We start from the raw sequence: 26,636 nt of genomic DNA, 5'->3' as shown, positions 1-26,636 counted from the left end.
GGAATTACCTCCTCCATCGACCGCACGTTCCGTCTTTGGTCTTTCCCATCATTTTATCACAAGCGGCTGGATTTGTATGTATTTACTTTCAAAATATCCTCCCGCTTAACCATCTCCCCGGCGGCTACTGCCTCCGTCAACCCTCATTATCTCTCCGTTTATGTATAACCGGATAGTGCTCCACAATATCCTGATACCTGAAGCACTCCTCCACATGGTCATTGACCATCCCACAAGCCTGGAGATGGGAATATACGGTCACAGAACCCAGATATTTGAAGCCCCGTTTTTTCAAATCTTTACTCACTGTATCTGACAGCCCGTTTTTCGCCGGTATCCGTCCTTTCTGATGTCCGGCGTAAAGGATTGTTTTCCCTTTTGTAAAGCTCCACAGATAGTTGCTGAAGGACCCGAATTCTTTTCTCACCTCCAGAAAACATTCCGCATCATGAATGACCGCCTCAGTTTTGCGCCTCGACTTTATCATCCCCTCCGTCTCCAGGATCTTTTGTATATCCTCTTCTCCGTAGCGGGCCACCCTCTCATAATCAAAATCTTCAAAACACTGGCGGAAAATCTCACGTTTCTGGATCATCATGTTCCAGTTCAGGCCGCACTGCATTACCTCCATCATCAGATATTCAAATTGTTTCCTGTCGTCATGGAGGGGAATTCCCCATTCCTCGTCGTGGTATTTTACCATTTTTTCATTGCCCAGACACCATTTACATCTTACCATCCTGCCGTCCTTTCTCTGATAACAGTCTGCCGGTTTTGGTCTTGTCATATTCTGTCTATTATAATTGATCCTGCGGCCGATCTCAACTATAGAAATATTAATTTTTGCACAGTAAAGAGGCCGCCGTCAGGAAGCTTCCTTTGCTTCCCCGCACGGCGGCTATTCGAATCCAGTTTAAGTTAATGACTGAAGAACAGGAAATCGCCCTGAAACTCCTGGACGGACATATAGATATGGAACAGGCCCACAGCGGAGAACTGGCAGCCTTTCAAGAATCTATTTAGGGTAATGGGCTGACTAGCCGGATACGGCCGGCTCATTACTTTCACCCGTTTTCATGTATGCCTGAGCCACAGGGTCCTGGAAGGGGATGGTTCTGCTCCATTCTTTCGTGGAATCATCCCTGACCGTCTCCGATTGATTCTGATACAGGAAATTTACCAGCGGATATACGTCAATCCAGATCTGATTATTTCCATCCCGCTGGGATTCGTCAAAAATCAGCTGCAACCCGAAATGCAGATGATATTCATCGATGTTGTTTACATTCTCAGCCGCACTGTAGCCAGTCCGTCCCACGTAGCCGATCACATCTCCCGCCTGAACCACACTTCCCTCTTTCAGCCAGCCGGCATAGGGAAAGTCCTTTCGGAGATGGGCGTAATAATAATAGCGCTTCCCGTCAAAGCTGTTGATTCCGATCCTCCACCCGCCGTACTGGTTCCACCCCAGCAGATACACGTATCCCGATTCCACGGCTACCACAGGCGTCCCTACCTGTGCCATCATATCATGTCCCAGATGGGGCCTGCTGTACCCATAGCTGCGGGAGCTTCCGAAGTCATCATAGTCAGAATATGGAAAGCTTTTTGCGATCGGATGAAATGCCTTTAATCCATATTTCATTACCCAGTGAGTACCGGTCGCATCCTTCTCTTCCACCTGATATTCTCCGACCATACCGTCCAGCACGGCTCCATACGCTTCCCGGTAATAGGAATAATATTTCATTTCCGCGGCCATCTTTTCCACGGAGGTCTCCCCCGCCTGCAGCCGCTGTACTACCTCCTCCAGATCGCTTTCCTTATACCTGCTGAAATCCCCGCCGTATTTTGCCCCCAGATAGGCCAATAAATCCACCCAATGTACTGGCTGTTCCATCTCATGCGTACTCAGGTCATACTCATATGCCTTCTGCATGGCTTCTTTCGTCACATCAAAATCAACCCACTTAATATATGTTTCCTCGGCCTGAGCCCCGGCAGCGGCGCTGGCTCCGGCCCCGCCGGAAGCGCCTCGCTTCGCAGCAAAATTTCCGGCGAATCCGGCGAGCATAGCCAGTACCAGAAGTCCGGCTGTCACCAGATATCTTCTCCGGATATAAATTACACCTGAAGATTTGCGCATAAAATGCTCCCATATTTGTTTCAAAACAATATATGTGTATTCAGGCTGCTTTATCCCTTTACTTAACCTGGGCACTCTTTGGGCGGCAGGCTGCGCTTCTCCTATTTAACAAAGGAACCGATCTCTATCAGATTCCCCTCTGGATCAGAGATATAGCAAGTCCGCTGGCCCCATTCCATCGTGGCAGGCTTCATAATGGCAGCCGCGCCCTTGGAAACCACCTCATCAAAGACCCGGTCAACGGCCGCATAGTTTTCCACGCCCAACGCGATTTCATAATGCCCGTTCACTCCGCCCGCATACTGGAGGGAAGCGCCCGTCATCGATTCAAAATCCTTTCTCCGGTACATCAGGAACAGAGTGCCGTCCTTCTCCAGATAAATATTTTCCGCATCTTCCGCCTCTCTGATCTCAAAGTCAAGCACATCCCTGTAAAACCGCACCATGGCAGGCATGTCTGTTACAAAAATCCCGAATCCTTCCAGCTTCATGTTATCCCTCCTGCTTTCACTTTTTTTCAACGCCGTGATTTCATTAGTTTAACACAGCTTCCGGCTCTCCTGCTTGTAAAAAAGCGACGTGCTGCAGGGCCAGCTGCCTGGCATTACCTGGCGACAAGGTATGAAATCTTTTAAAATCTTTCAGCAGATGTGCCTGATCGGTATATCCGTATTTAAAAACCGCATCCTGTATATCGAACCTGTCCTGATAAAGAATATCCTTCCACAGATATTGATACCGGACCAGAGACGCCAGTTTCTTCGGTGAGATCCCAATATTTTCAAGAAATACCCGTTCCATCTGACGGCTGCTGATATGTATTTCCCTGACAGCCTCTGCGATCTTTATCTGTCCGCGGTTACGGACAATTGCCGAAACTCCTTCCATCACCAGCCGGTTTTCTCTGCCGGGCCTGATGTGGGCCAGCAAATACTTCTCTGCTATAGCGATGCGTTCTCTCAGGGTGACCGCATCAAACAGACGTTTCCCAATATCTTTTTTCAGCCGTGAAAAGAGCTGCCCCGCGTCCATGTGAGTATTGCGCACATGTTTTAAAGAATCTTCTGAAAAAAGGACCGCACTCCAGGCATAGAAACGGATTGCGAACGTTGAAACCGTCTCCTTCTGCATCAAACTGCCTCCGGCCTGAAAAGCCCTGTCGTCAATACCGCTGAAGCTGCTGTCGATTCTGTTCTTTGTCTCATTTACAGTAAAAATGATATCCATACAGGTATCTGGTGTTACCAGATTTCTCGGTATCACTTCGTTTTCCCCTGCCTTATATGGCCATTCGCTCCCCCAGAAGCATCTCACGTATGGTTTTAGAGCGCTGCACGGGGATATTTCCGTGTGTCTTTCATGATGCGCAAACGGCGCTGCTGTAATTGGGGTATAAATCTGATATAATTCCATCTCTTCTGTCACCTGTCAGCCACAAAGGCCTGTAAGCTGCCTGTTCAATGTTACCGCGCTTTTTGCTTTATTTAAGCGATACACAAACTGCTTCTTAAGCTCAGTCTGCTTCAGCACATATTCCCGCGTCTGGCTCTTCGATCACTGTCTTTTCCATTGTAATCACTCTAATGATTTCTTCAATGTACAAATCCATTCCTCTATCGCTTTCGCCAGCATATATTGCTGCTGTAAAACAGCCATGCCCGTTGCGGGAATATCATCGACACTTTCTTTTAAAGCTATGTTTTTTTCGAGATATGTTTTTAACACTTTCATATTGTTTTCAATATTATCCAGACATTCCTTTTGACTCTCTTTTGTCATACTTTCTAAATTCACAACAACAGCATTAAAATCCAAAAAAATATTGATTGGTTTACAGGATATTTCAACCATCAGTTTCTCAAATTCCTGCTTGCCTGCTTCACTTAAAGAATAGACTGCTTTTTCAGGCATTTTGCCGTCTTTTTCAATATGGCTTGTAATATATCCTTTCTCCTCTAACTGAATCACCTTTTTATAAATAGACGGGGTGCTGATTTTTACCCATTTTGAAATATTACGGTACTCCACCAATTTTTGAATGTCATATGCACTCATTGGCTCTTTTTTTAATATTCCCAACACAATCAGGTCAATGGTCGCCATATCAGTTCCTCCTTTACTCTCTTGACAACTACTATACTTTATAGCAGTATATTTTATTTCATTTGTCAAGTGAAAGGAGAACACTATGAACAGTCAAAACAGAAAAATCGAATTATTGGGAAGTACTCCAATTCCAAAAGCCCTCTTAGCTATGGGTATTCCAACGATGATTGGCATGCTTATCAATGCCTTATACAACCTTGTTGACGCCTACTTTGTTGGTGGATTAGGTGAGAGCCAGATGGGTGCCATCTCTGTCGTTTATCCACTCGGTCAGGTTGTCGTTGGGTTAGGGCTTCTATTCGGTACCGGTGCAGCTTCCTATATTTCCAGATTATTAGGTCAGAGAGATAAAGAACAGGCAAATACAGTTGCCAGTACCGCATTGTATAGCAGTCTTGCCGTGGGTGCAGTTATTATTCTTCTTTCTGTTATTTTTCTAAATCCTATTTTAAGGCTTTTAGGTGCAACAGAAAGTATTCTGCCCTATGCGTCTACTTATGCCGGTATCTATATTATTTCCTGTATTTTCAATGTATTTAATGTAACAAGGAACAACATCGTCACAAACGAAGGTGCAGCCAAAACCACAATGTGCGCTTTATTGTTTGGCGCTGTCCTCAACATCGGATTGGACCCGTTGTTCATTGATACTTTGAATTTAGGCGTTGCAGGAGCAGCCATCGCCACGGCAATTTCACAGCTTGTATCTACTGTGGTATATCTGGTTTATATTTTCCAAAAGAAAAGCACTTTTCGTTTTACCATTAAGGATTGTGCTTTTTCCAAAGATGTTTTATCTGAAATCTTTAAAATCGGTATTTCTACCCTTTTATTTCAACTCTTAACAAGCCTGTCTATTTCCATGATAAACAATGCGTCTGGAAATTATGGTGACGCCGTCATCGCAGGGATGGGCGTGGTGACCCGCCTTGTATCTATGGGCAGCCTAACCGTATTTGGTTTTATCAAAGGTTTTCAGCCAATCGCAGGTTTAGCATTTTCACTGTTTTCAACCGCCATCGTTTCCCAGTTTACTGCCGGAAATACTGAAATGATTCGCACTGGCGCAAACTCCTTGAGGATAAATGGCATCACCTTTATGCTGTTTGGATATTATACCGTTTATTCTTCCTTATTTCTCGCACTGGGAAAAGGAAAAGAAGGCTTCCTTCTTGGGGCTTGCCGGCAAGGGATCTGCTTTATTCCTGTTATCTTAATCCTGCCCGCTGTGTGGGGATTAAACGGTATTTTATATGCGCAGCCGATCGCTGATGTACTATCGGCACTTATTACGGTATTTATGGCAATTCCTTTACACAAAAATTTATATGATGCGGAAGTGAAAATGAAAGAAACAGCATCACCTATACATTGTGTTAAATAATAATTTTTAATACTCCATTACAAACAGAGCCGATGAGCTCCTTGTTTTGTTCGTATTGGAGTTTTAGTGCCTGCTGCGCTTTTGTGCCGATCCCTTTGTCCCTTAATTGGCTGTTGATTTTTCTTGGCATACACTTTGGATCGATTTTGCATTCCTCAATTTAAAAGGGCCCTTGCTGTCTAAATATTGTTTTTCCTACTTGCATCGTAGCATCTGAAGCATATACTACCTTGTTGTTTTGAATGATATTAAGTGCATCATCTAGTGTGACCGTACCTTTAATAAAACTTTCAGTCAGTTCTGAAATGGTACAGCTATTCCTGTCCCTAATATATCTTCCGTTTTCATTACCATTCACATAAAACAAAGTACCAACATTTCCGTTTTTATTTTACGTGAAATGAATGATACTCTCCATCAGGCATTTTGACACCAATGTAAAATCTATCTTTTTCTTTTATAATGGTATGTGTCCAAACTGCAAGATCTATGTCAAAATTAAATCCTGCAATCGTATCATTCCCGTTATAAACAAATCTTGTACACATCATCTGATCTCCTTAATTCGCTTGATATTCCCAGACTGCATCTCTTACATATTCTGAACGATTTTTTATTTAACCAGTTCCACCATGGAATACTTAATAAGTAAGAAATAATTTTATCATCAAAGCGATTTCTAAAAGGCTTTGATGGTATGCCACCGACAATAATTTATGGAGGTACATCCTTTGTGACAACGGCAAGAATGCCGATAATTGCTCCATCGCCAATACTAATGTCCCCCTTATTATCCCATGCTTTCGTGACATCTCCCTTTTCCAATTCCCCTTCTACAAAAAACAAAGGAAAAGGGTATGTAAATAAAGAGGCCATCTTATGGTAATCAGCTTATCGTAGTTATTAGGATATTGTAAAACCCCACCTAGAATCAAGGTTTCCGCACAAGCAACACGGCGGTTTCAACATGTACCGTGCCCGGAAACATATCAACACAGCTCATCCGCTCCACCCTATACCCATTCTGCAAGATGATCTCCAGATCCCTCACCAGACTTGTGGGCTTGCAAGATATATACACCATCCGTTCCACGCCAAATTCAATGATCTTAGGCAGCGCCTTAGGATGTATCCCCTCTCTCGGCGGGTCCAGCACGATAAAGTCCGGCCGCTCCTGTATCTCATCCAGCACCTTCAGCACATCCCCGGCCAAAAAGCTGCAATTGTGCAGCCCGTTCAATTCCGCATTTTCTTTCGCGGCCTCTACCGCTTCCTCCACGATCTCCACGCCGATCACGCGCCCTGCCACCGGAGCGAGCATCTGCGCGATTGTGCCCGTCCCGCTGTAGAGATCGAACACAGTAGCGTTCTCCACGTCCCCAATCATCTCTCTCGCAGTCTCATACAGCACCTCGGCCCCTTGGGAATTCGTCTGGAAAAACGAGAACGGCGTGACCTTGAACTGCAGCCCCAGTATTTTTTCATAAAAATAATCCTGCCCCCACAGCACTCTTGTCTCATTGCTCTTCACCACATCAGCCAATGAATCATTAATCATATGCAGTACGCCGGCTAACCGGCCCTCCAGCGGAAGGCTGCAGATCTGTTCAGCCAGCAGCTCCAGATCCCATTCCTCCTGGCTGCTGGTAACCAGCGCTGTCAGTATCTCTCCTGTCGCCTCCGACCGGCGCACCAGCAAGTGGCGAAGATATCCCTCATGGGTCAGCTTATGATAATAGGTCCCGCCCCGGCTCCTGAAATATTCCAGCACACAGCTGAGAATCCTGTTCAGGTCCTCATGGACGATTTTACAGTCTGAAGCGGTCAGCACGTCATATGTGCTGCCTTTCTTATGGAGCCCCAGCGCCAGAGGACCTCCCTTATATTCATCGCCGAAAGAATATTCCATCTTATTCCGGTATTCAAATTCCTTTGGGCTGGCTTTGATGCCTTCAAAGCAGTAATCCGGCTTCCCCTCAGAATCCACCTGCCCGGCGCCGGCAATCGCCTGATCCATCAGCTCCCGGATCTGACCCGCTTTCATCTCCAGCTGTGCTTCATAATCCATCGTCTGATACATACAGCCTCCGCAGGCCGGAAAGATACTACACAGAGGGCTGCGCACTTCCTCCGGGGACTTCTCCAGCACTTCCAGCAGACGCCCTTCCATTCTGTTTTTTCTCTTTTTATTGATCTGGAAACGGATTCTCTGCCCCGGAATGCCATTTTTGACCGTCACCGTGTCCTCACCCACAAAAATTATTCCTTTGTTGGGAAACACAACCTTATCTATAACGCCCTCATAAATCTCGCCTTTTTTCATCCTTCAATCTCCATTTTCTGCAACGCTGCATCCTCATTTACCAGCCGGCCCGGCGGAGGAAGACGTCCCTAGTCCGGGCCGGCCAGTCAGCTTGCGTATCCGGATATAATATGTAACTGCAACCAGAACGGCAGCCCCGGACCAGGCCATGACTTCCGCATAAAAGATGCCGGTCTGCCCCAAAAGCGCCGGCAGCACTTTCGCAGCCAGCACGCGCATCCCAAATTCCACAAAACCAGAAAGCAGCGGAATCAACGTATCCCCCATCCCTCTCAGCGCACACAGATACGCATGCAGCAGATACAAAACAGGCAGGCACACCGATAATATAGTCAGATAATAGTAAGCTACTCGGAGAACCTCTGCCGCTTTTTCAGGGCTGGCGGATATGAACATGCTCAGAATCGGCTTTCCAAATATCAGCATCACGGCAGAAATCAGAACTGCCGTTAAAAGCGCCATCAGAACTGCCCTGGAAACTCCTTTTTTAATCCGCTCATATTTACCTGCCCCCAGATTCTGCCCCACATAGGTAGTCACCGCAAAACCATAGGATATGGCCGCCATCTCCATCATCCCATACAGCTTATTAGTGGCCGTAAAGCCCGCCACAAACAGCACCCCCACTTTATTAATCACTGACTGCAGCACCATGCCTCCTACCGAAATAACCGTATTCTGGAACATGATGGGAAGCCCCAGGCGAAGCAGCGAAGATACCAGGTCCCCTTTCAGCCGCAGATCTTCTCTGGAAATCTGCAGAATCTCAATTTTCCGTATTCTTAGCAGGCAAAACAGGAAAGAACAGCCCTGTGCGATCACTGTAGCCCCCGCCGCCCCGGGAATCCCCCAGTGAAATACCATAACAAACAAGAGATCCAGCCCCACATTCACTCCGGCTGCTACTATCATCGCGTAGAGAGGCGACTTACTGTCTCCCAATGCGCGCAGAATGGCGGCTGCCAGATTGTAGGCCAAAATGATCGGAACTCCCGCGAATAAGATTCTCAGATAGATAGCCGCGCCGTCAAAGATATCCGCCGGCGTCTGCAGAATCCCCAGAACCGGATCAATCGCCAGCTCTGTCACCACCACGAACAAAACTGCCGCACCAGCGGTCAGCTTGATTGAATTACCCACCGCCTTTTTTAAACCGCGGTAATCCTCAGCACCATATAACTGGGAAAACAATATGGAAAAGCCCTGGGTGAGGCCTGTAACCAGCCCGAGCACCATCCAGTTGATCCAGTCGGCCGCACCGATGGCTGCCAGAGCGTCAACGCCAACACCCTGTCCGACTACAATTGTGTCCACCAACATGTAAAACTGTTGAAACAAATTCCCCAATATCAGAGGAATTGCAAATAGAAATATCAATTTTGCCGGATTGCCCCGTGTCATATCCTTAATTGTTGCTTTCATCTTTCCCTCCAGAATCGCTGTCTCCAACAGGACGTTAAACACCCGTCCCCTCTGCGCAGAAAAAGAGCTTCGACACCCAAAAGTGCCGAAGCTCCAGAATCATTGTCTCCCATTTCAAAGCAGACCTATTCCTTCTCTTCGTCTTCATCCTCGAAATAGTCGTCAAAGTCGTCTTCGAAATCATCCTCAAAATCTTCCAGGTAATCCGGCGTAAAATAACGATATACCGCATATGCTATGCCGGCAACTGCAGCTACTGCGCCTATAATTGCCAGTATCCAAAGCAGAATGTTCTTTGGTTTATCTGCGTCTTTCTTCTCTTTCTTACGCATTAAATCAACCAATTCATCAATCTTATTCATATCAGCCACCAACCTTTTCTAGTATTCAAATGCTTATTTGCTATAGTATACCATACTATTACCCTTTTTACCACTATTTCAAAAAATTTTATAAATTGCGGAGAATTTTATGAAATTGGCCTCCGCACCGCTCTATTTCGCTCAGAACCTGATCAATTCCCTCTCCGCTGTCCATCCAGTTCTCACGGTTGATACCTGTATCCGCGGGGCATACGAGAAGTTCTGCATCCGGGAATAACAGCTGGTAATACAACAGACATCTCCTGGCATGGTATTCTTTACAGCATATAATGCCCGTCTTCACCACCCTGCCCAGAGTATCCAGCACCTGGCGGGAATAGATTGCATTTTCATAGGTGTACATTGCCTGATCTTCTCTGAGAACCGCCGTTTCAGGCACGCCGTTTTTCACCAGCACATCCTTCAGGAACTCCCACTCCGTCTGATAATCACCCCCATACACTTCCGCCTTCGCCAGCACGCCGCTGAAATGTCCTGTCAGCACACTGTATCTGCCCGATGGCAGAATCTCCGGGGCAACCCCTTCTTTCCAGAGCCAGGCGGCCTTTTCAGCCATCTGCGGATAACCGTTCCCCGGCACGAATATGATATCCGCTTCACGTGGCGGATCATTTACAAAGATAAAATCCGTAAAATTCTTCAGTAATTTATCGTGCATTACAATCTCCTGCATATTTTTTAAATTAGGTATTGACAAAACTTGTCTTATAATTGTATAATAGCAAAGCGGGTTGTGAAAAGCAACCTGAAAATGGGGTCTTAGCTCAGCTGGGAGAGCATCTGCCTTACAAGCAGAGGGTCACAGGTTCGAGCCCTGTAGGCCCCATTCAACAGAAATCATATGATATGGCGAGATAGCTCAGCTGGCTAGAGCACGCGGTTCATACCCGCGGTGTCGAGGGTTCAAGTCCCCCTCTCGCTACTGTTTTTCGGCCCGAAGCACTATGCTGATATGGTGTTTCGGGCTTCGTTGTTTTTGCGAATTTGCACCGTCTTAGTAATCAACTCATTTAATAAAACATTTTCTTGCTACTCTTCCTCTTCCGTATTTGTATTTCCATTAAAGCAATAATATTTTAATGTCATTCTTCTATCACCAGGCCTGGCAAACACTCTGATGTTATCGATATTATCCCTATGCCAATCGAAAAAGAATTTGGACGCTATGTTTTATTCGGAATGTCATGTGTTTTTCAGTTATATCGCATCAGAAAGAGCAGGAAGACTGATCCTGCTCTTCTACATTCAATAACAATTTTTGCAGGGACGGCTCTTTCCACTTTGTGCAATTGTCCCGCTGTGTATATTTTTTGATCTGCTCAATGACGGACAATCAGGAGTTGAGTGATAGACCTCCCCGTTAGTTACCCAATATACAGTTTCGCCCCCGGCATTTATATTATTATTGGCCGGCGTATTAGACTGATTATTCCGCGCAGTCTGAAGCTGAGTATTTAAACTTTCAATTGTCTTTTGACAACCCTGGTGTTCTGCGGTGAGAGTATCGTATTGCTGTTGGAGTGTAGACAGCTTGCCATTTAATTCTTCAATAGCACGCAACTGCTCCTCTATCGTCTCACTCTGATCGACGTATTCACTGATCCTGCCTTCATATTCCTCGACACTATCCGACAATTCTTCAATCTGTGCCGACTGCTTCTTATTAATCTTTTCTAGTTCTGATTTCTCGCCTTCTAACGCTTCTATGCTGTCCTGGGCATCCTTTAACTGTGTATCCAGCTCAGAATTCCTGGAAGTCAATTCGTTGATAGCAGTCTGCTTCTCCGCACTGTCTGAATTCCATAACACTCCGAAAATAACCGTCGCTGCCAGCAGAATGGCTGCCGTAATTCCTAATACTTTTATATTTAGTATTTTCTCAATAATTTTTTTCATCTGTTTCCCCCGCCCTCATTTTAAAGATTTATATACAAAGAAAGATAACTATGGCTCATAGTATATGAAAACTATTTAAACCTGTATTTAGAACGGCATCTTGATATTGCAAGGTCGCCGTTCACTTAATTTCAGATAAGAATATCACTTACCTGGAATGAAAGGTTCATAAGCAAACTCTTGATGCCGCAATAGAAATGGCTGTTATTGATTTTCTAATGAGCCAATATCATAAAGATTAGTTCATTATTCCCATCAAAATAAATTTATATAACCGCAGTACCTTCACAGGTATATCCAATTTAGTAATCCCATACTCCACAGGCACAACAACCATTCACACGCTCCCTCAGCCCGCATATATTAAAAAAAACAAGGCTATCGTATGAACGAGCACTACAAATTCGTAAACCGCCCTCTCCCCTATGCATATGACGCCCTGGAACCTTACATTGACGCGAAGACCATGTGGCTTCACCACAGCAGGCACCTGCAAACCTATATTGATAATCTGAATAAGGCTCTCCTTGAATACCCTCAGTTCCAGGATTGGACACTGGAAGAGCTTCTCGTAAATATTCCAAGCCTTCCGGATGCCATTCAGACTCCTGTCCGGAATAACGGCGGCGGAGTATATAATCATCAGTTTTATTTTTCCAACCTGTCAAACCCTGCTCCCATGCATCCGACCGGAATGCTGAGTGAAGCCATACAGACGGAATTCGGTAGCTTCCGATCCTTTAAAAACAGCATGAAAGATGCCGCGGCCTCAGTCTTCGGTTCCGGCTATGCCTGGCTGGTGGTCGATGCTGCCGGACGCCTCAAAATTCTGACAACCGCCAACCAGGATACCCCTCTTCCGCTGGGACTGTGCCCGGTGCTGAATATAGATGTCTGGGAACACGCCTATTACTTAAAGCATTACAATCTACGGGCAGATTATATAGAGGACTGGTTCCAGGTGGTGAACTGGACACAGACAAACAACAACTACCTCAACTGCTTTCCGGCAAACAGCCGGTGACCTAAAAAGCCTGCCGGCACAACACTGCGTCCGGCAGGCTTTTTCTTATGCTTCGTCAATTGCCTTTCCAATGTCATGGCGGAAATACTTGTTATCAAAATCCACCAGTTCCACAGCCCTGTATGCATTCGCCCTGGCAGCTTTCAAATCCTCACCCAGCGCGGTTACCCCCAGCACCCGGCCGCCATTGGTGACAATCTCTCCTTTTTCATTAAACTTCGTTCCCGCATGGAACACATAATAGCCGTCTTTCCCAGTGAAATGATCCAATCCTCTGACCGGGAAGCCTTTTTCGTAAGAGACCGGATATCCGTCGCTGGCCAGGACCACACAGACCGCCGCCTCATCGGTGAACTGCAGGTCTACCTGATCCAGTGTTCCGTCAATACACGCCTCAATCACTTCAATCATATCGTTCTTCATCCTTGGCAGCACAACCTGAGCCTCAGGATCTCCGAATCTGGCATTATACTCCAGCACCTTCGGACCGCTGGCTGTAAGCATCAGTCCGAAAAAGATGACCCCTTTAAAGGGCCTGCCTTCCGCGGCCATCGCGTCCACTGTAGGCTGGAAAATATATTTCTGGCAGAATTCATCTACCTCCCTGGTATAGAACGGAGTTGGGGAAAAATTGCCCATTCCGCCCGTATTCAAGCCCTGGTCTCCGTCCTTTGCCCGCTTGTGGTCCTGGGCGGAAGCCATGGTTTTCACAATTTTCCCATCCACAAAGGACAGCACAGACACTTCCCGGCCGGTCATGAACTCCTCGATGACCATTTGGTTGCCTGCCGTGCCGAATTTCTTGTCCAGCATAATTTCCTTCACACCTGCACGGGCCTCTTCCAGAGTGCTGCAGATCAGCACGCCCTTGCCCAGCGCCAGGCCGTCGGCCTTCAGCACTATTGGGAATTCCGCATGCTCCAGATATTGAAGAGCCGCTTCAGGCTCTTCAAAAGTCTCATAGGCTGCTGTCGGTATGTTATATTTTTTCATCAGATCCTTAGAAAATGCCTTCGATCCCTCCAGGACCGCCGCATTTTTACGTGGGCCGAACACGCGGAGGCCTTCTGCTTCAAACACGTCCACAATCCCGCCTACCAGGGGATCATCCATGCCCACGATTGTCAGGTCAATCTCGTTTTCCTTGGCGAAGGACACCAGTCTGTCAAACTCCATGGCGCCGATGTTCACACACTCCGCAATCCCGGCAATCCCGGCATTTCCCGGAGCGCAGTAGATTTTCTCTGCCTTCGGGCTCTGCGCCACCTTCCAGGCGATCGCATGCTCTCTTCCGCCGCTTCCAACAATCAGAATCTTCATTGGTCCCTTTCCTCCTCTATCTGCCGTCAGCTGATATGTACCCGGCCGTCCTTCACTGTCACCCGGCCGTTGGCGATCAGGTCAATCGCCTTCGGCATGATGACCCATTCAGCTTCTTCCATCACTCTCCGCTGCAGGATCTCCGGCGTATCATCCTCCCGGATCTCCACAGCCTTCTGCAGGATGATCGGCCCGGTATCAGTTCCCGCATCCACAAAATGAACCGTAGCTCCCGTGATCTTCACTCCCCGCTCCAACGCCGCCTCATGGACCTTCAGCCCATAATATCCGGTCCCACAAAAGGCCGGAATCAGCGCCGGATGGATGTTGATGATCCGGTTCGGATACGCGTCTACCATGATCTTGGGAATCACCACCAGACAGCCTGCCAGCACTACCAGATCCACACCATAAGACTGGATCTTGGCCAGAAGCGCTTCGTTAAACGCTTCCCGGTTCTCAAAGCTCTTCGGTGAAATGCACACTGCGTCTATCCCTCTGGCCTCCGCCCGCTTCAGGGCATAGGCTCCGGGATTATTACTGATCACCGCTGAAATTTCCGCGTTGGTAATTATGCCATTATCCATCGCATCCAGGATGGCCTGCAGATTGGTGCCGCCTCCGGATACGAGTACCGCCATCTTTAACATATTATCCTCCATGCTGTTCCTTATACCAGCTGAACGCCCTTCTCACCGGTCTCGATGTGCCCGATCACATAAGGAGCTTCCCCGGCCGACCGGATCGCTTTCATCGCGGTATCGACGTCCTCTGGATTCACCGCCAAAATCATTCCAATGCCCATGTTATAGGTATTATACATCATCTTCTCTTCCACCTGGCCCTTTTCCGCCATCATGCGGAAGATCGGCGGCACCGGATAGCTGTCCTTCGTGATCACGGCAAAAACGCCGTCCTTCAGCATTCTCGGAACGTTCTCATAGAACCCGCCTCCCGTGATATGGCTGCAGCCCTTAACGGTCACCCCGGAATCCTTCACACTCTTCAGCGCTTTTACATATATCTTTGTCGGAGCGATCAGCGCGTCTCCCAGCGTAGTTCCCAGCTCTTCATAATAAGTATCGAGAGACTCTCTTGTCATATCAAAGATCTTGCGCACCAGGGAAAATCCATTGCTGTGTACTCCTGAAGAAGCCAGGCCGATCAGCACGTCTCCTGCGCTCAGGTCCCTGCCGGTAATCAGGTCTTTTTCATCCACTACGCCCACGGCAAACCCGGCCAGGTCATATTCGTCCTCCGGATAAAATCCAGGCATCTCAGCCGTCTCTCCGCCGATCAGCGCCGCTCCTGCCTGGCAGCAACCCTCCGCAACTCCCTTCACGATCTCCGCGATCTTTTCCGGCGTATTACGGCCGCACGCAATATAATCCAGGAAAAACAGAGGCTCCCCGCCCGCGCAAGCGATGTCATTCACACACATGGCCACACAATCAATGCCGACCGTATCATGCCGGTCCATGAGAAATGCCAGCTTCAGCTTGGTGCCGACGCCATCTGTCCCGGACACCAGTGTGGGCTTTTCCATGTCTTTAAACTTCTCCATGGAGAAGGCGCCTGAAAATCCGCCGATACCTCCCAGCATCTCCGGACGCACCGTTTTCCTGATGTGCTCCTTCATAAGCTCTACTGATTTATATCCGGCTTCTATATCCACACCTGCGTTTTTATAGTCCATAGTGACCTCCGTTTATTTTGTGTAGTTTTTATATCCGACTTCCTGCAGCTTGGCGTCCTTAGCCACCACCTGGTCCTTCAGTTCAGCCGCATAGGCTTTTACCTTCGCAAGCAGCTCCGGATCTGAAGCAGCCAGGATCTTGGCCGCCAGAATGCCCGCATTGGCTCCCCCGTTAATGGCGACAGTAGCAACCGGAATTCCGGAAGGCATCTGAACGATGGAATACAGAGAATCACGGCCTCCCAGCGATGTTGTGTGCATGGGGATACCGATGACAGGCATCGGAAAAATAGCCGCGCACATGCCCGGCAGATGCGCCGCCATGCCGGCTCCCGCTATGATTACTTTGAATCCTTTATCCTCCGCCGTCTTCGCATATTCAAAAAATACGTCCGGCTCCCTGTGCGCTGAGATAATTGTCATCTCATATTCAATGCCGAATTTCTCAAGCATATCTGCCGCCTTAGCCATAACCGGCATGTCAGAGTCGCTTCCCATTACAATTCCCACTTTTGCCATAATCGTCTCTCCTTTTCAATACTCATTAGTTATACTTATAAGTTACATTTATTAATTAACCATTGCTTATAAGTTATTTTACTAACCTATGAAGTCATTGTCAACCTGTTTATTTTTTTCTGTCCCGCCTCCGGTTACTGTCCGCCTGAGGCGCCGTTAATGCCCGCAGGCTGCTCCGGCCGCGTCTTCGCAGCGTCCTTCTTCACCGATTCAGGGGTTCATTCAGTTCTTCCGTCCCCGGAAGCACAAAACGGCCGTTTTCAATCAGAGAGACTTCCGTACCGTCTTCCCTCACAACCCGGATGCTGCCCAGCTCTTCATAGGGGATCGTGATGTCGGTATGACATCCGAAATACGCCTGGCTCACGTCTGTCTTTCTCAGGAGAGAACGCTCATTATCCCTGGCGACAATCTCTTTTCCGTCGGGGTTATAGACTTTCGTCTCCTCCTGCCAGCTGTAACAGGTATCTCCGAAGGCAAAATGCGGCCCCATCTTCTCAGCGATCAGAATCGGCAGCTTGTCCGCAATCTGATAGTCCCTGGCCATCCGGTAAGCTGCCGTATTGGTCCCTATGGCAAATTCCCCCATAGGAAGGCTGTCATGGTGAAACAGGATATTTTCCTCTATATATCTGCGGTTATCTTCTTCCTTTTCAAAATTAGAACAGGTATAGCCACGGATCATTCCGTCTTCCACAGTGATCTTCAAATCCAGATACCGGAACTCCTCCAGATACACCTGCTTCACATGCAGGACTCCGCCGGTCCCTTTCAGAATCGGGGACGTGAACACCTCTCCCACAGGGATATTGACATCCGCCAGGCAATTCTCAAAATTCGTCTCCTTTGCCGGATTGCCGAGAGTATGCAGCTGAACGGTCAGATCGGTCTCATTGCCGTCCATTCCCCGTATGCGGACACTGCTTCCTTCGTCAAGAGCGTCGATGAGCTTCTGTTGAATCTTCTGATATTTTCTGTTATCCAGAGTATTAATTTTTACAACCTCACGGAAAATTTCTTCATAGCCAGACCCTATCTCCGGAACCGGATAGGCAATGATCGTAAAGCTCCTCTCTTCCCCGATGATATACCGGTTGGTAATCTGCCCCGACTCACTGTCATACCGCACCTGTAGTCTCTGCTGATCTTCTGAGAGCTGGCAGGCCGCACGCTTGTTTTCCGGAATGAAAGGGGTTTCCCCGAACACATCCATGCAGGCCGGTCCGGCATGGGCGTTGGCCTGTTCCCTGTATTTTTCAAAAGCCAGCTGCATAGCCTGAAGCTTTCTGGAGACCAGCTTTTCATCCAGGTAAATGGCCGCGTCATTCTTGTGATCGTAATCAAATTGTTGATTGGGGACCGCCCCATAATACCCGATGCGCAGATGCTGCCTTTTGTTGACAGAGTGGCTGGCCGCCCGGTAGATCACCGGCCTCAGCCCCATTTCCGCAAATTGTTTCACTGCCTCACGGATTATTCGTTCAAAGCCCAGGCAATAACGAATATTGACCGTCTTCTTTTTGCTCAGATCTTTGCCGCCGTTCACGAACCCCATCCGGTAACCCTCCGTAAAGGTGCGGGCCATCGCCCCAATCTCCTCCTGGGACAGCGAATTGAGGAATTCCGCCGTCTTTCTTTCATTTTCCGTGATATATTCACCAAAGCGGTAGAGATACCGGACGTCCGATAAATCTTCCTTCATAATCAGGTCTGCCGCAAAACTGAGAGAGGGATCTACCATTTCCCTGACGCGGTATTCCATCATCTCCTGGCTGTAATCACTCACATACCAGTAAATAGCCGACCTGAGAGCCTGAACCCCGGGAAGTTCTTCTTCCTCAAACATGTGATAGCATTCCAAAAACAGCTCCATGGACGTCAGCATATCCCAGAGCCTGTCCTCATAAGCAAAGACAATCAGCCCCCGAAGCTCTGCATACAGAAAGCTCAGCAGCCGCCCGTATTCCTCTCCGAACATAGCGGCAGCATACGCCGGATTCCCATAACACGTCTCATAATTCTCCGGCAGAATGTCGGCATAGAGTCCATGGTTCATCAATTCCAGCTCTGACAGGCAGGCGTCACGGTATTCGCCCCTCTCCAGCTTCACCCGCAGGCCGTTCATCTGTATGATAAAAGAAGCCTCTTTCTCAAAAAAATCCTGATAGACCACCGGCACCGAACGGTCCATGGGGATCTGCCTGATCCGTTCCAGAGCCAGCTCATACCGTTCCCATTCGTCGAATTCTTCTGTCATGTGCAATTCATCCTTTCCATGTCCGTCGTCCTCATTGCCGTAAGGCCGTCCGGTTTTATTCATCCTTCAGACTTCCTTTTGCCACGTTGGCGTCCAGCAATGTTTTCATATATTCCCAGATCTCCCTGGAACCTGTTCCTGTCTTTTCATTCCTCTTCTCCGTCTGGGACCGTTTAATGCCCCGGGCTTTCCAGTCTCCTCCTCCGTTGGAATCATTCAGAAGCATCGGCTGAAAGTTGTCCATTGTGTGGGCAAACCGGGCCTCCGGCGTCTCATATGCCTCAAACTCTTCCCACAGGCCCCGCATCAGCCGGCCCTGATCCTCCGGCAGCAGCCCGAAGATCCTGTCCGCCGCGGCCGTCTCACGCTCATGCTCCGTAGCCTTTCCTGCCGCATCATACGCATATGTATCCCCGGCGTCAATCTCCACCAGATCATGAGTCAGCACCATCATCATAGTTCTGGCGATATCTATCGGTTCGTTAGCATATTCCTGCAGCAGGTAAACCATGACCGCCATATGCCAGGCATGCTCCGCGTCATTTTCTCTGCGCCCGCCTCCGCTCAGATGTGTCTGGCGGAAAATACTCTTCTCTTTGTCGATCTCCAGAATAAAATTTTTCTGTTTTTCAAATCGTTCTCTGTCCATTTTACTTCACTCCTACCAAAAACAGGGCCAGCCAGATTATGGACATGACCCCCGCAAATATCGTACCGATCGCCGCAAAACGGTGTCCGGTGTTCTTCTCCGCCAGCCCTTTCAGCCCCAGGTAACAGCCGTACACAGCCAGAAGCATGGCCACCAGCCCTATCGCACCCAGCACGGCTCCGCCCTTTCCTGAAAAGGCGAAGGAAATAATCGCCAGCACAATAAAAGCAGCAAAAGAGATGCCGGATAGCACCAGCGCTTCCAGCCCCTCTTTTGCCTCATGATCTCTGGTAAAAGAATACTTATATTTTTTTGCCATAATAAATCTTTCTCCTCACCCGGTTGCAGACCGCAAACACCAGATATCCCAGCGCGGCCCCCAAAGTGTTCAGCATCAGGTCATCCACATCGAAAATACCGACTCTGGTCACCAGCTGTATCGTCTCTACCGCCAGGCTCACGCTGAAGCCCAGCAAAACCACCGTAACAGCCCTCCGCATTCTGGCGCTCAGAACCGGCAGAAGAAACCCAAAGGGCATAAATCCCAGCACATTGCCGCCAAGATTCAGAAATGCGGCCAGAAATCCCACGTTTTTCCAGTAGACCGCAAACCGGCGGATCTCCTGGAATGGCTGCAGATTATAGCGGTATTGCCGCGCCGCAAAATCCTGCCGCCCGTAGCTCTCGGAAAAAAACAGCAAATAGATCAATAGAGTCAGATAAATCAGGAACAGCACCCAGCCGGCTGTCCGAATCACCCTTTTCGCCTCTCTGCTCACAGCAGCCCTTTCTGAAATCCCGCCGCGCCATATTCTTCATAATATTCATCAATTGCTTTTTTAACCGCGTCATCAATGACTACCCGGCCGCAGCAGGGACGGTTATACAGGTATTCTATGACCTCAGCCATGGTCACTATCGCATTCGCAGGAAATCCGTACTGTTTCTGAATCTCCTGAAGCGCGCTTTCCTGTCCTCTGCCACGTTCCATACGGTTCAGAGACACCATCAGGCCTTTGATCTCCACATTCCCCTGGGCTTTCAGGATCGGAAAGGTCTCTTCGATAGACTTGCCGGAGGTGGTCACATCCTCGATGATCACAACCCTGTCCCCGTCCTTCAGGCCGCTGCCCAAAAGGATGCCTGTATCGCCGTGATCCTTTGCTTCTTTCCGGTTGGCGCTGTAGCGGACGTCTGCCCCGTAAAGCTCACTGATCGCCATGGAGGTCGCCACTGACAGGGGGATTCCCTTATAGGCGGGCCCGAAGAGCACATCAAAATCCAGTCCGTAATTATCATGGATCGCTTTCGCGTAATAGGTCCCCAGCCTGCGAAGCTGTGTACCAGTCACATAAGCTCCTGCGTTCATGAAAAACGGGGACTTTCTCCCGCTCTTGAGGGTGAATGATCCAAACTTCAGGACGTCACTTTCCACCATAAATTCGATAAATTCCCTTTTATAACTTTCCATCTTACATTCTCCTTTATTGAAAGGCATTCCTGGCCCTGTGATACCAGATTTTCACATAATTTTATCATACCCTGTGGCTATTTGCAATCTTGACGGGGACTTTTCAATATTATTCACTAAGTCTCTGAATCTTACTCATACTGCGGACAGTCAGACAAAAAAGCCGGCAAAAGGAACCTCTCTCCCTCTCACTGGCTCTTGTATTTTTCCATCAGGTAATTGGTAAGGAATGTCCCATCCCTTTCAACCTGCTGTTCTTTTATTACCCTGTATCCTCTTTTTTCAAAAAAGGGCCTTGCGGTTATGGAAGCGCAGGTGGTGATCCTGGCGCCCGGGACCGCCTGTTCCAGTTTATCACAGATAGCCGCTGCAATTCCCTGCCGCTGGTATTTGTGATGGACATACAGCCTGTCCAGATACCCGCTCCCGTCTATATCTCCAAAGCCTGCGATACTCTCGTTCTCCACCGCCACATAGGTATAATGTTCTGAAAATGACCGGTCCCATTGTTCCAAATCCACCATTCCTCCCGCCCAGGCGTCCAGCTGTGCTTCTGTGTAATCTTTGGCGTTGACGGTGTGGACTGTTTTATAAAAGAGCTCTGCCAGGCTTCTGCAGTCTGAGGCTCTGTATTCACGGATCTTCATAGTTCTATGCCTTCTTCCAGAGAAGCATATTTTTCTCAAATACGGCTTCGATACGTCCGTTGTCTTTTAACCAGGCCAGATAGGAACGGACGGTGCTGCCCACCAGCACATACTGTTCAAAATCCATCGCCAGTCCATATGCTGAAAATACTTTTTGCAGCAGGTTCTCAAAGCAGAGGGGCTCTTCGCAGAGGGAAACAATCTTATCCGCAATCTCCCACACCTTGCCGATGTTGTACTGTGCCAGCGGAGCGATGTCTTCCGCCGGCTCCGCGTGAGCCGGAATAAACATCACTGCGCGCAACGCCTTGACCCTCTCAAGGGTATCCAGGTATGCACCGACGTCATAGATAAAACTGATCTGGTATTTGTCCAGGGTCTGTCTGCTGGACAGGCAGTCGGCCAGATAGACGACGCCATCCGGGGTTCTATAGCCCACCATACCGAAAAAGTGTCCGGGCAGCGGAAGAATCTCAAAGCCCTCCGGCAATACTTCTTTCGTCAGATATGCCGCGTTACTCTCCTGCGCCATGAGGAATTTATGACGCAGTTCCCGCGGCGGAAACGCGCCGTATAGAAACGCCGGCTCTAAAACCGGATGGCTTGTGAACGCACATTCAATGCCCGGCGCATAGATCTTGCATCCCGTCTGACCCTGCAGATACCGGTTGCCTCCTATGTGATCGGCATTGGAATGAGTATTGTAAATGGCCGCTAAATGCCAGCCGCGCCCGTTCAGAATCTGACGTATCTTGCGCCCCGCGTCTTTATCATTGCCACTGTCAATCAGGCATACATCCGAATCGTTTAATCTCACAAGGCCAATTTTGGAAGGGCTTTGAATATAATAGCTCCGGTCTGTCACTTGTATCAATTCATACATTCTCCCTCATACCTCCGGCTTCCTGCGTTTTTTGTTTCGCTCCACTCGCAAAAAACAGTAACCTTTATTTTACTGCGCCGATCAGTTCCTGTATCTCTTCGACGCCGTTCTCTTTCATGTAATTTACAATCCCTTCCGCAATCTCCATCGTTGCGTATGGATTGTAGAAGTTTGCCGTCCCCACTGATACAGCCGAAGCTCCTGCCAGCAGGAATTCCAGGGCGTCCTCCGCGGTAGAAATCCCGCCCATCCCGATGACCGGCACCTTTACCGCGCGGGCAGCCTGGTAGACCATCCGGAGCGCCACTGGCTTAACTGCCGGGCCTGACATTCCTCCCGTCTTGTTGGCCAAAGCAAAGGTTCTTTTCTGAATATCTATCTTCATGCCGGTCAGCGTGTTGATCAGGGAAAGCACGTCGGCCCCTCCCGCCTCGGCAGCCCGGGCCATTTCTGTTATATCCGTCACATTGGGGCTAAGCTTCATAATTACCGGTTGTTTCGCGTGTTTTTTCACCTCGGCGGTGATAGCTTCCACTGCCCTTGGATCTTGCCCGAAAGCAATCCCGCCCTCCTTCACGTTGGGACAGGAAATATTGATCTCCAGCAGATCAACCGGCTCATCTCCCAGCCGCTCCGCCACTTCACAATAATCCTCTACGGTCCTGCCGCAGACGTTCACGATGATCTTCGTGTCGAACTGCCTCAGGTACGGAATATCCCGCTTGCAGAACACGTCAATGCCCGGATTTTGCAGTCCAATGGCGTTCAGCATGCCGCCGTAGACCTCAGCGATCCTGGGTGTCGGATTACCTGGCCAGGGCACGTTGGCCACACCCTTGGTCACCACCGCTCCCAGCCTGCCGAGATCCACAAATTCACTGTATTCCGCCCCTGAACCAAATGTTCCTGAAGCTGTCATAACCGGATTCTTCAGCTCCACTCCGGCCAGGTTTACTTTCGTATTCATCACAGCTCCACCTCCGACGCTTCAAATACCGGACCGTCCTTACAAATCCGCTTATTGTGTACGTGAGAATGCCCGTCCACTTCCCTGGACTGGCAGACGCAGGCCAGGCAGGCTCCGATCCCGCAGGCCATTTTCTCTTCCATGGAAATCCAGCAGGGGATGCCCCGCACCGCCGCATACTGCTTGACAGCGCGCAGCATGGGCGTCGGGCCGCATGCAAAGATCACCTCTGCCGAAAGCTCCTGCTCTCTGACAGCGTCCAGAACATTCCCCCGGGTCCCCCGGCTTCCGTCTTCTGTAGCCGTATAGACTGTCCCGGCCTTCTCAAACTCTTCCAGTAGAAAGCAATCGTCCCGGTATCCCAGAATCAGCTGTTTTTCTGCCCGAAGCTGCTTCGCAGTCTCCAGCATAGGCGGAATTCCAATCCCGCCGCCCATCAGAAACACAGATTTTCCAGCCGCCTCTTCCAGTGGGAAACCGTTTCCCAGAGGTCCGAGCACAGAGATCTGGTCTCCAGCCTTCAGACCGGAAAATTCTGCTGTTCCCTTTCCTGCCACACGGTAGACCAGACGCAGCCGGCCATTCTTCCCGTCAATCTCACAGAGGCTGATTGGCCTCGGAAGCAGACGGCTTCCGTCCTGACAGTAAAGAGATACAAACTGTCCCGGCCTGGCCTGTGCCGCTATAGATGGTGTCTCCAGCCACATGCTGTAGATCCCCGCGGCTATTTCCTCCTGGCTGGCCACCCTGCACCATTCCTTTACCTTCATTTCACCGCCTCCAGTGCCCCTCTGATATCTGAAACCATATCCAGAACCGCCTGTCTCGATGCCTCCGCAAAATGCTCAGGCCCGAAGGATCCATACTGTTCATGACGGTAAGCGGCAATAATGCCTCTCGAGGAATTAACAATTGCACCCAGGCCGTCTTCATTGAAGAAATGCACCAGGTCTTTGCCTTTCCCGCCCTGGGCGCCGTATCCAGGCACCAGGATGTAGCTCTTAGGCATTATTTTCCGCAATATCCTGCCCATTTCCGGATAGGTGGCGCCCACAACCGCGCCGACGTAGCTGTAGTCATCACCCATCGCCTCTTCACCCCACTGGGCTACCTTCTCGCCCACCAGCTCATACAGAGGACGGCCGTCCACCAGACGGTCCTGGAATTCCCCACTGGAAGGATTCGAGGTTTTCACCAGAATAAAGATGCCCTTCTTCTCTTCCCTGCAGACCTTCAGAAAAGGTTTCACGCCGTCGCTGCCCAGATAGGGATTAACCGTTGCAAAATCTTCATGGAAACCAGCATAGCTTCTGCTTCCCACCCGGACTCTGCCCAAATGCCCGACCGCATAGGCTTCAGAGGTGGAGCCAATATCGCCTCTCTTGATATCTCCGATCACAACCAGCCCCTTTTCCTGGCAATAGGCGACTGTCTTTTCATAAGCCGCCATGCCCGGAACGCCAAACTGTTCATACATGGCAACCTGGGGCTTTACAGCCGGAATGAGATCGCAGACCGCGTCAACGATCGCTTTGTTAAACTGCCAGATGGCCTCGGCAGCGCCCTCCAGAGTCTCTCCGAATTCACCGAAAGCTTTGTTCTGCACCTGTTCCGGCACATAAGACAGCATCGGGTCCAGCCCTACCACGATGGGGGCGTTCGTCTTCTTGATTTTCTCTATCAGCCTGTTAATCATTGTACTAAGTTCCTCTCTTTATCCTGATATACAATTTTTCCTCCGCAGATTGTGGCCATAATCCGGCCTTTTACCTTCTTCCCTGCAAAAGGAGTATTTTTCCCTTTTGATTCAAAGTATCTCGTGTCTATTTCATACTCCTTATCCGGATCTATGATTACTACATCCGCCTCGCTCCCCGGAGCCAGAGACCCCCGTCCCTCCAGGTGCAGAATCCGGGCGGGGTGATAGCTCATTTTTTCCGCCATCTGCATAGGCGTCAGGATTCCCGTATCCACCAGCTCAGTCAGCGTCAGCGCTGCGGCCGTCTCCAGACCCACAATGCCAAAGGGAGCCTTCCTCATGGTGGCCGTCTTCTCTTCCGCGCTGTGCGGAGCGTGATCCGTACTGATCACCTCAAAGACGTCTTCCTTCAGCCCCTGACGGAGCGCTTCTCTGTCTTCCGCTGTCCTCAGCGGAGGATTCATCTTGTAATTCGTATCTCCGGGAATGATATCGCCGCTCGTCAGTGTGAAGTGGTGGGGGCAAACCTCGCCTGAAACATCCATTCCCCGCTTTTTGGCCTCCCGCAGAATATCCATGCTTCCCTTAGTGGAACAATGGCACAGATGCAAATGGGCGCCCGTTTCCTCCGCCAGCAAAATATCCCTGGCGATGATCACATCCTCCACCGCATTAATGATTCCCGGCAGCCCGGCAGACCTGGAGTTCTCATCCTCATTGACGCAGCCGCCGTTCACCAGGTTCGCATCCTCACAGTGGGCCAGCACCGGAATCCCATGCCGTGCAGCCAGTTCCATGGCCTTCTTGTAGAGTCCCGCATTCATGACGGATTTCCCGTCCTCACTGATGGCCGGAATTCCATGGGCGATCATCCCTTCAATATCCGCCAGCACCTCACCCTTCTGACCTTTTGTGATGGCTCCTGCCTGGAGCACATGGATGGGAGCAGAATAGTCCGCTTTCACCTTCACATAGTCCACCCGGTCGGGAGAATCTATCACAGGCTTTGTATTGGGCATCGCCAGGACCGTCGTAAAGCCTCCCCGGGCGGCAGCCCTGGCCCCGCTCACCACATCTTCCTTCCATGTCTGTCCCGGATCACGCAGGTGCACGTGCATGTCAATCAGTCCCGGCATCACATAACAGCCCGTCGCGTCCAAAATCACATCCGCCTCCGCCTCTATATTCTTCCCGCACGCTGTGATACGGCCTTCCTCTAACTGTAAATCACAGATTTCATCCAGCTTTGTGTCCGGATCGATGACCCGTCCATTCCTAATCAATATGCTCATACTCTCCGCTCCGTCCCCTTCCGGACGCGCGGCGGCGCATCCAAAAGGCATTATAATTACTGACTTTGCCCCAAGTATACAGGAAAATAACGGATATTTCAAGTTCTTCCGATTTGCCGGAAAGATTGGAAGTTTTTCCTTGACTTTTTACACCAGCATGTCTATAATAAATACAAATAGAAATGAGGAATTATTGAGATGTATATGAGGTCACTGGTTATTAGAGATTATATTTCATTCACCTTAATATAATCTGTAATAGCCAGTGAATTTTTTTACAAATTCACTCGCTGGCATCAATTCATTTTTCTATTTAGTTATGGAGGTACTACAACATGAACAAGGGAACTGTAAAATGGTTCAACGCTGAAAAAGGCTATGGCTTTATCACAGGTGAGGATGGAAAAGATGTATTCGTACACTTCTCTGCTATCCAGGGCGACGGATTCAAATCTCTGGACGAAGGCCAGGCTGTTACTTATGATTTAACCGAAGGCGCCAAAGGAATGCAGGCTGCTAACGTTGAGAAATGTTAATCAGGTAATACAGATA

At 49.1% G+C, this 26,636-nt stretch carries 31 protein-coding genes and 2 tRNA genes; 6 read left to right on the top strand and 27 right to left on the bottom strand.

What is annotated here, in order from left to right; all coding sequences use genetic code 11:
• Nucleotides 1-136: 136 nt before the first annotated feature.
• Entirely contained in the window at nt 137-739 is a 603-nt protein-coding gene (locus H9Q79_RS01640) for a DNA-3-methyladenine glycosylase I (protein ID WP_118646256.1), read from the bottom strand.
• Between the two features lie 104 nt (nt 740-843).
• On the opposite strand from H9Q79_RS01640, the gene H9Q79_RS01635 reads away from it, so the two are divergent.
• Entirely contained in the window at nt 844-1,023 is a 180-nt protein-coding gene (locus H9Q79_RS01635; protein WP_147371464.1) for a hypothetical protein, read from the top strand.
• A 13-nt stretch (nt 1,024-1,036) separates the two neighbouring features.
• Here H9Q79_RS01635 and H9Q79_RS01630 read toward each other — a convergent pair whose 3' ends face one another.
• The 4 genes from H9Q79_RS01630 to H9Q79_RS01615 form a co-directional block, all read right to left on the bottom strand.
• The gene (locus H9Q79_RS01630; protein WP_118646234.1) at nt 1,037-2,146 is read right to left on the bottom strand and encodes a M23 family metallopeptidase; all 1,110 of its coding nucleotides are present in this window, start codon (nt 2,144-2,146) and stop codon (nt 1,037-1,039) included.
• A 101-nt stretch (nt 2,147-2,247) separates the two neighbouring features.
• Nucleotides 2,248-2,637 carry a VOC family protein gene (locus H9Q79_RS01625; RefSeq protein WP_249329071.1) on the bottom strand — a complete coding sequence of 130 codons (390 nt, stop codon included), beginning with the start codon at nt 2,635-2,637 and terminating at the stop codon, nt 2,248-2,250.
• A gap of 43 nt (nt 2,638-2,680) precedes the next feature.
• Nucleotides 2,681-3,559 carry a helix-turn-helix domain-containing protein gene (locus H9Q79_RS01620; RefSeq protein WP_118646230.1) on the bottom strand — a complete coding sequence of 293 codons (879 nt, stop codon included), beginning with the start codon at nt 3,557-3,559 and terminating at the stop codon, nt 2,681-2,683.
• A 162-nt stretch (nt 3,560-3,721) separates the two neighbouring features.
• The gene (locus H9Q79_RS01615) at nt 3,722-4,249 is read right to left on the bottom strand and encodes a PadR family transcriptional regulator (RefSeq protein ID WP_118646228.1); all 528 of its coding nucleotides are present in this window, start codon (nt 4,247-4,249) and stop codon (nt 3,722-3,724) included.
• Between the two features lie 85 nt (nt 4,250-4,334).
• On the opposite strand from H9Q79_RS01615, the gene H9Q79_RS01610 reads away from it, so the two are divergent.
• Nucleotides 4,335-5,636: an MATE family efflux transporter gene (locus H9Q79_RS01610; protein WP_118646226.1), complete on the top strand. Its 1,302-nt coding sequence runs from the start codon at nt 4,335-4,337 to the stop codon at nt 5,634-5,636.
• On the opposite strand, the gene H9Q79_RS01605 is transcribed toward H9Q79_RS01610, so the two are convergent.
• The 6 genes from H9Q79_RS01605 to H9Q79_RS01575 form a co-directional block, all read right to left on the bottom strand.
• Nucleotides 5,629-5,781: a DUF2992 family protein gene (locus H9Q79_RS01605; protein ID WP_330596983.1), complete on the bottom strand. Its 153-nt coding sequence runs from the start codon at nt 5,779-5,781 to the stop codon at nt 5,629-5,631. The genes H9Q79_RS01610 and H9Q79_RS01605 overlap by 8 nt on opposite strands.
• A gap of 241 nt (nt 5,782-6,022) precedes the next feature.
• Complete coding sequence (locus tag H9Q79_RS18720; RefSeq protein WP_330596880.1) at nt 6,023-6,187, bottom strand: hypothetical protein; 165 nt, start codon at nt 6,185-6,187, stop codon at nt 6,023-6,025.
• Nucleotides 6,188-6,567: 380 nt separating this feature from the next.
• Nucleotides 6,568-7,959 carry a 23S rRNA (uracil(1939)-C(5))-methyltransferase RlmD gene (rlmD, locus tag H9Q79_RS01590; protein WP_249329069.1) on the bottom strand — a complete coding sequence of 464 codons (1,392 nt, stop codon included), beginning with the start codon at nt 7,957-7,959 and terminating at the stop codon, nt 6,568-6,570.
• Between the two features lie 33 nt (nt 7,960-7,992).
• Nucleotides 7,993-9,381 carry an MATE family efflux transporter gene (locus H9Q79_RS01585; RefSeq protein WP_249329068.1) on the bottom strand — a complete coding sequence of 463 codons (1,389 nt, stop codon included), beginning with the start codon at nt 9,379-9,381 and terminating at the stop codon, nt 7,993-7,995.
• 125 nt (nt 9,382-9,506) lie between these two features.
• Nucleotides 9,507-9,743, bottom strand: a complete 237-nt coding sequence (locus H9Q79_RS01580; protein WP_118646222.1) for a hypothetical protein — start codon at nt 9,741-9,743, stop codon at nt 9,507-9,509.
• A gap of 88 nt (nt 9,744-9,831) precedes the next feature.
• Entirely contained in the window at nt 9,832-10,422 is a 591-nt protein-coding gene (locus tag H9Q79_RS01575) for a YdcF family protein (RefSeq protein ID WP_118646220.1), read from the bottom strand.
• 95 nt (nt 10,423-10,517) lie between these two features.
• Between H9Q79_RS01575 and H9Q79_RS01570 the strand changes: the two genes are divergently transcribed.
• Together H9Q79_RS01570 and H9Q79_RS01565 are read left to right on the top strand one after the other, a co-directional pair.
• A tRNA-Val gene (locus H9Q79_RS01570) sits at nt 10,518-10,590 on the top strand.
• Nucleotides 10,591-10,612: 22 nt separating this feature from the next.
• A tRNA-Met gene (locus H9Q79_RS01565) sits at nt 10,613-10,686 on the top strand.
• Between the two features lie 323 nt (nt 10,687-11,009).
• On the opposite strand, the gene H9Q79_RS01560 is transcribed toward H9Q79_RS01565, so the two are convergent.
• Nucleotides 11,010-11,660: a hypothetical protein gene (locus H9Q79_RS01560; protein ID WP_118646218.1), complete on the bottom strand. Its 651-nt coding sequence runs from the start codon at nt 11,658-11,660 to the stop codon at nt 11,010-11,012.
• A 385-nt stretch (nt 11,661-12,045) separates the two neighbouring features.
• Between H9Q79_RS01560 and H9Q79_RS01555 the strand changes: the two genes are divergently transcribed.
• Nucleotides 12,046-12,684, top strand: coding sequence for a superoxide dismutase (locus H9Q79_RS01555; RefSeq protein WP_118646216.1), 639 nt, complete (start codon nt 12,046-12,048; stop codon nt 12,682-12,684).
• Between the two features lie 45 nt (nt 12,685-12,729).
• Here the strand turns inward: H9Q79_RS01555 and purD are convergent, their stop codons facing one another.
• The 15 genes from purD to H9Q79_RS01480 all read right to left on the bottom strand — a co-directional run bounded on the left by purD (nt 12,730) and on the right by H9Q79_RS01480 (nt 26,084).
• Nucleotides 12,730-14,004, bottom strand: a complete 1,275-nt coding sequence (gene purD / locus H9Q79_RS01550; RefSeq protein WP_249329067.1) for a phosphoribosylamine--glycine ligase — start codon at nt 14,002-14,004, stop codon at nt 12,730-12,732.
• A gap of 26 nt (nt 14,005-14,030) precedes the next feature.
• Nucleotides 14,031-14,654: a phosphoribosylglycinamide formyltransferase gene (gene purN, locus H9Q79_RS01545; protein WP_118646214.1), complete on the bottom strand. Its 624-nt coding sequence runs from the start codon at nt 14,652-14,654 to the stop codon at nt 14,031-14,033.
• Nucleotides 14,655-14,674: 20 nt separating this feature from the next.
• A complete protein-coding gene (gene purM / locus H9Q79_RS01540; RefSeq protein WP_249329066.1) occupies nt 14,675-15,700 on the bottom strand; it encodes a phosphoribosylformylglycinamidine cyclo-ligase in 1,026 nt (341 codons plus the stop codon).
• Between the two features lie 12 nt (nt 15,701-15,712).
• Nucleotides 15,713-16,219: a 5-(carboxyamino)imidazole ribonucleotide mutase gene (gene purE, locus H9Q79_RS01535; protein WP_118646212.1), complete on the bottom strand. Its 507-nt coding sequence runs from the start codon at nt 16,217-16,219 to the stop codon at nt 15,713-15,715.
• A 202-nt stretch (nt 16,220-16,421) separates the two neighbouring features.
• Entirely contained in the window at nt 16,422-18,476 is a 2,055-nt protein-coding gene (locus H9Q79_RS01530) for an aminopeptidase (RefSeq protein WP_249329679.1), read from the bottom strand.
• A 55-nt stretch (nt 18,477-18,531) separates the two neighbouring features.
• Nucleotides 18,532-19,125 (bottom strand): HD domain-containing protein, encoded by a 594-nt coding sequence (locus H9Q79_RS01525; RefSeq protein ID WP_118646210.1) that lies wholly within the window; start codon nt 19,123-19,125, stop codon nt 18,532-18,534.
• Nucleotide 19,126: 1 nt separating this feature from the next.
• Nucleotides 19,127-19,444, bottom strand: coding sequence for a DUF6142 family protein (locus H9Q79_RS01520; protein WP_118646208.1), 318 nt, complete (start codon nt 19,442-19,444; stop codon nt 19,127-19,129).
• Nucleotides 19,428-19,904, bottom strand: coding sequence for a VanZ family protein (locus H9Q79_RS01515; protein WP_118646206.1), 477 nt, complete (start codon nt 19,902-19,904; stop codon nt 19,428-19,430). Before H9Q79_RS01515 ends, H9Q79_RS01520 begins: the two co-directional genes overlap by 17 nt.
• The gene (pyrE, locus tag H9Q79_RS01510) at nt 19,901-20,596 is read right to left on the bottom strand and encodes an orotate phosphoribosyltransferase (RefSeq protein ID WP_249329065.1); all 696 of its coding nucleotides are present in this window, start codon (nt 20,594-20,596) and stop codon (nt 19,901-19,903) included. Before pyrE ends, H9Q79_RS01515 begins: the two co-directional genes overlap by 4 nt.
• A 188-nt stretch (nt 20,597-20,784) precedes the next feature.
• Nucleotides 20,785-21,243: a GNAT family N-acetyltransferase gene (locus tag H9Q79_RS01505; RefSeq protein WP_249329064.1), complete on the bottom strand. Its 459-nt coding sequence runs from the start codon at nt 21,241-21,243 to the stop codon at nt 20,785-20,787.
• A 4-nt stretch (nt 21,244-21,247) separates the two neighbouring features.
• Nucleotides 21,248-22,126: an MBL fold metallo-hydrolase gene (locus H9Q79_RS01500; RefSeq protein WP_118646200.1), complete on the bottom strand. Its 879-nt coding sequence runs from the start codon at nt 22,124-22,126 to the stop codon at nt 21,248-21,250.
• Nucleotides 22,127-22,190: 64 nt separating this feature from the next.
• Nucleotides 22,191-23,093 carry a dihydroorotate dehydrogenase gene (locus H9Q79_RS01495; RefSeq protein ID WP_118646198.1) on the bottom strand — a complete coding sequence of 301 codons (903 nt, stop codon included), beginning with the start codon at nt 23,091-23,093 and terminating at the stop codon, nt 22,191-22,193.
• On the bottom strand, nt 23,093-23,863 hold the full coding sequence (locus H9Q79_RS01490; RefSeq protein ID WP_118646177.1) for a dihydroorotate dehydrogenase electron transfer subunit: 771 nt from the start codon (nt 23,861-23,863) through the stop codon (nt 23,093-23,095). Before H9Q79_RS01490 ends, H9Q79_RS01495 begins: the two co-directional genes overlap by 1 nt.
• A complete protein-coding gene (gene pyrF, locus H9Q79_RS01485; protein ID WP_249329063.1) occupies nt 23,860-24,789 on the bottom strand; it encodes an orotidine-5'-phosphate decarboxylase in 930 nt (309 codons plus the stop codon). Before pyrF ends, H9Q79_RS01490 begins: the two co-directional genes overlap by 4 nt.
• The gene (locus H9Q79_RS01480) at nt 24,786-26,084 is read right to left on the bottom strand and encodes a dihydroorotase (RefSeq protein WP_118646173.1); all 1,299 of its coding nucleotides are present in this window, start codon (nt 26,082-26,084) and stop codon (nt 24,786-24,788) included. Before H9Q79_RS01480 ends, pyrF begins: the two co-directional genes overlap by 4 nt.
• 335 nt (nt 26,085-26,419) lie before the next feature.
• Between H9Q79_RS01480 and H9Q79_RS01475 the strand changes: the two genes are divergently transcribed.
• Nucleotides 26,420-26,620, top strand: coding sequence for a cold-shock protein (locus tag H9Q79_RS01475; RefSeq protein ID WP_118646171.1), 201 nt, complete (start codon nt 26,420-26,422; stop codon nt 26,618-26,620).
• The last annotated feature ends 16 nt before the right edge of the window (nt 26,621-26,636 follow it).

Origin of the sequence: Wansuia hejianensis (genome assembly GCF_014337215.1) — a bacterium.
Lineage (GTDB): Bacteria > Bacillota > Clostridia > Lachnospirales > Lachnospiraceae > Scatomonas > Scatomonas hejianensis.
This window is presented reverse-complemented; position numbering and strand designations above follow the sequence as displayed.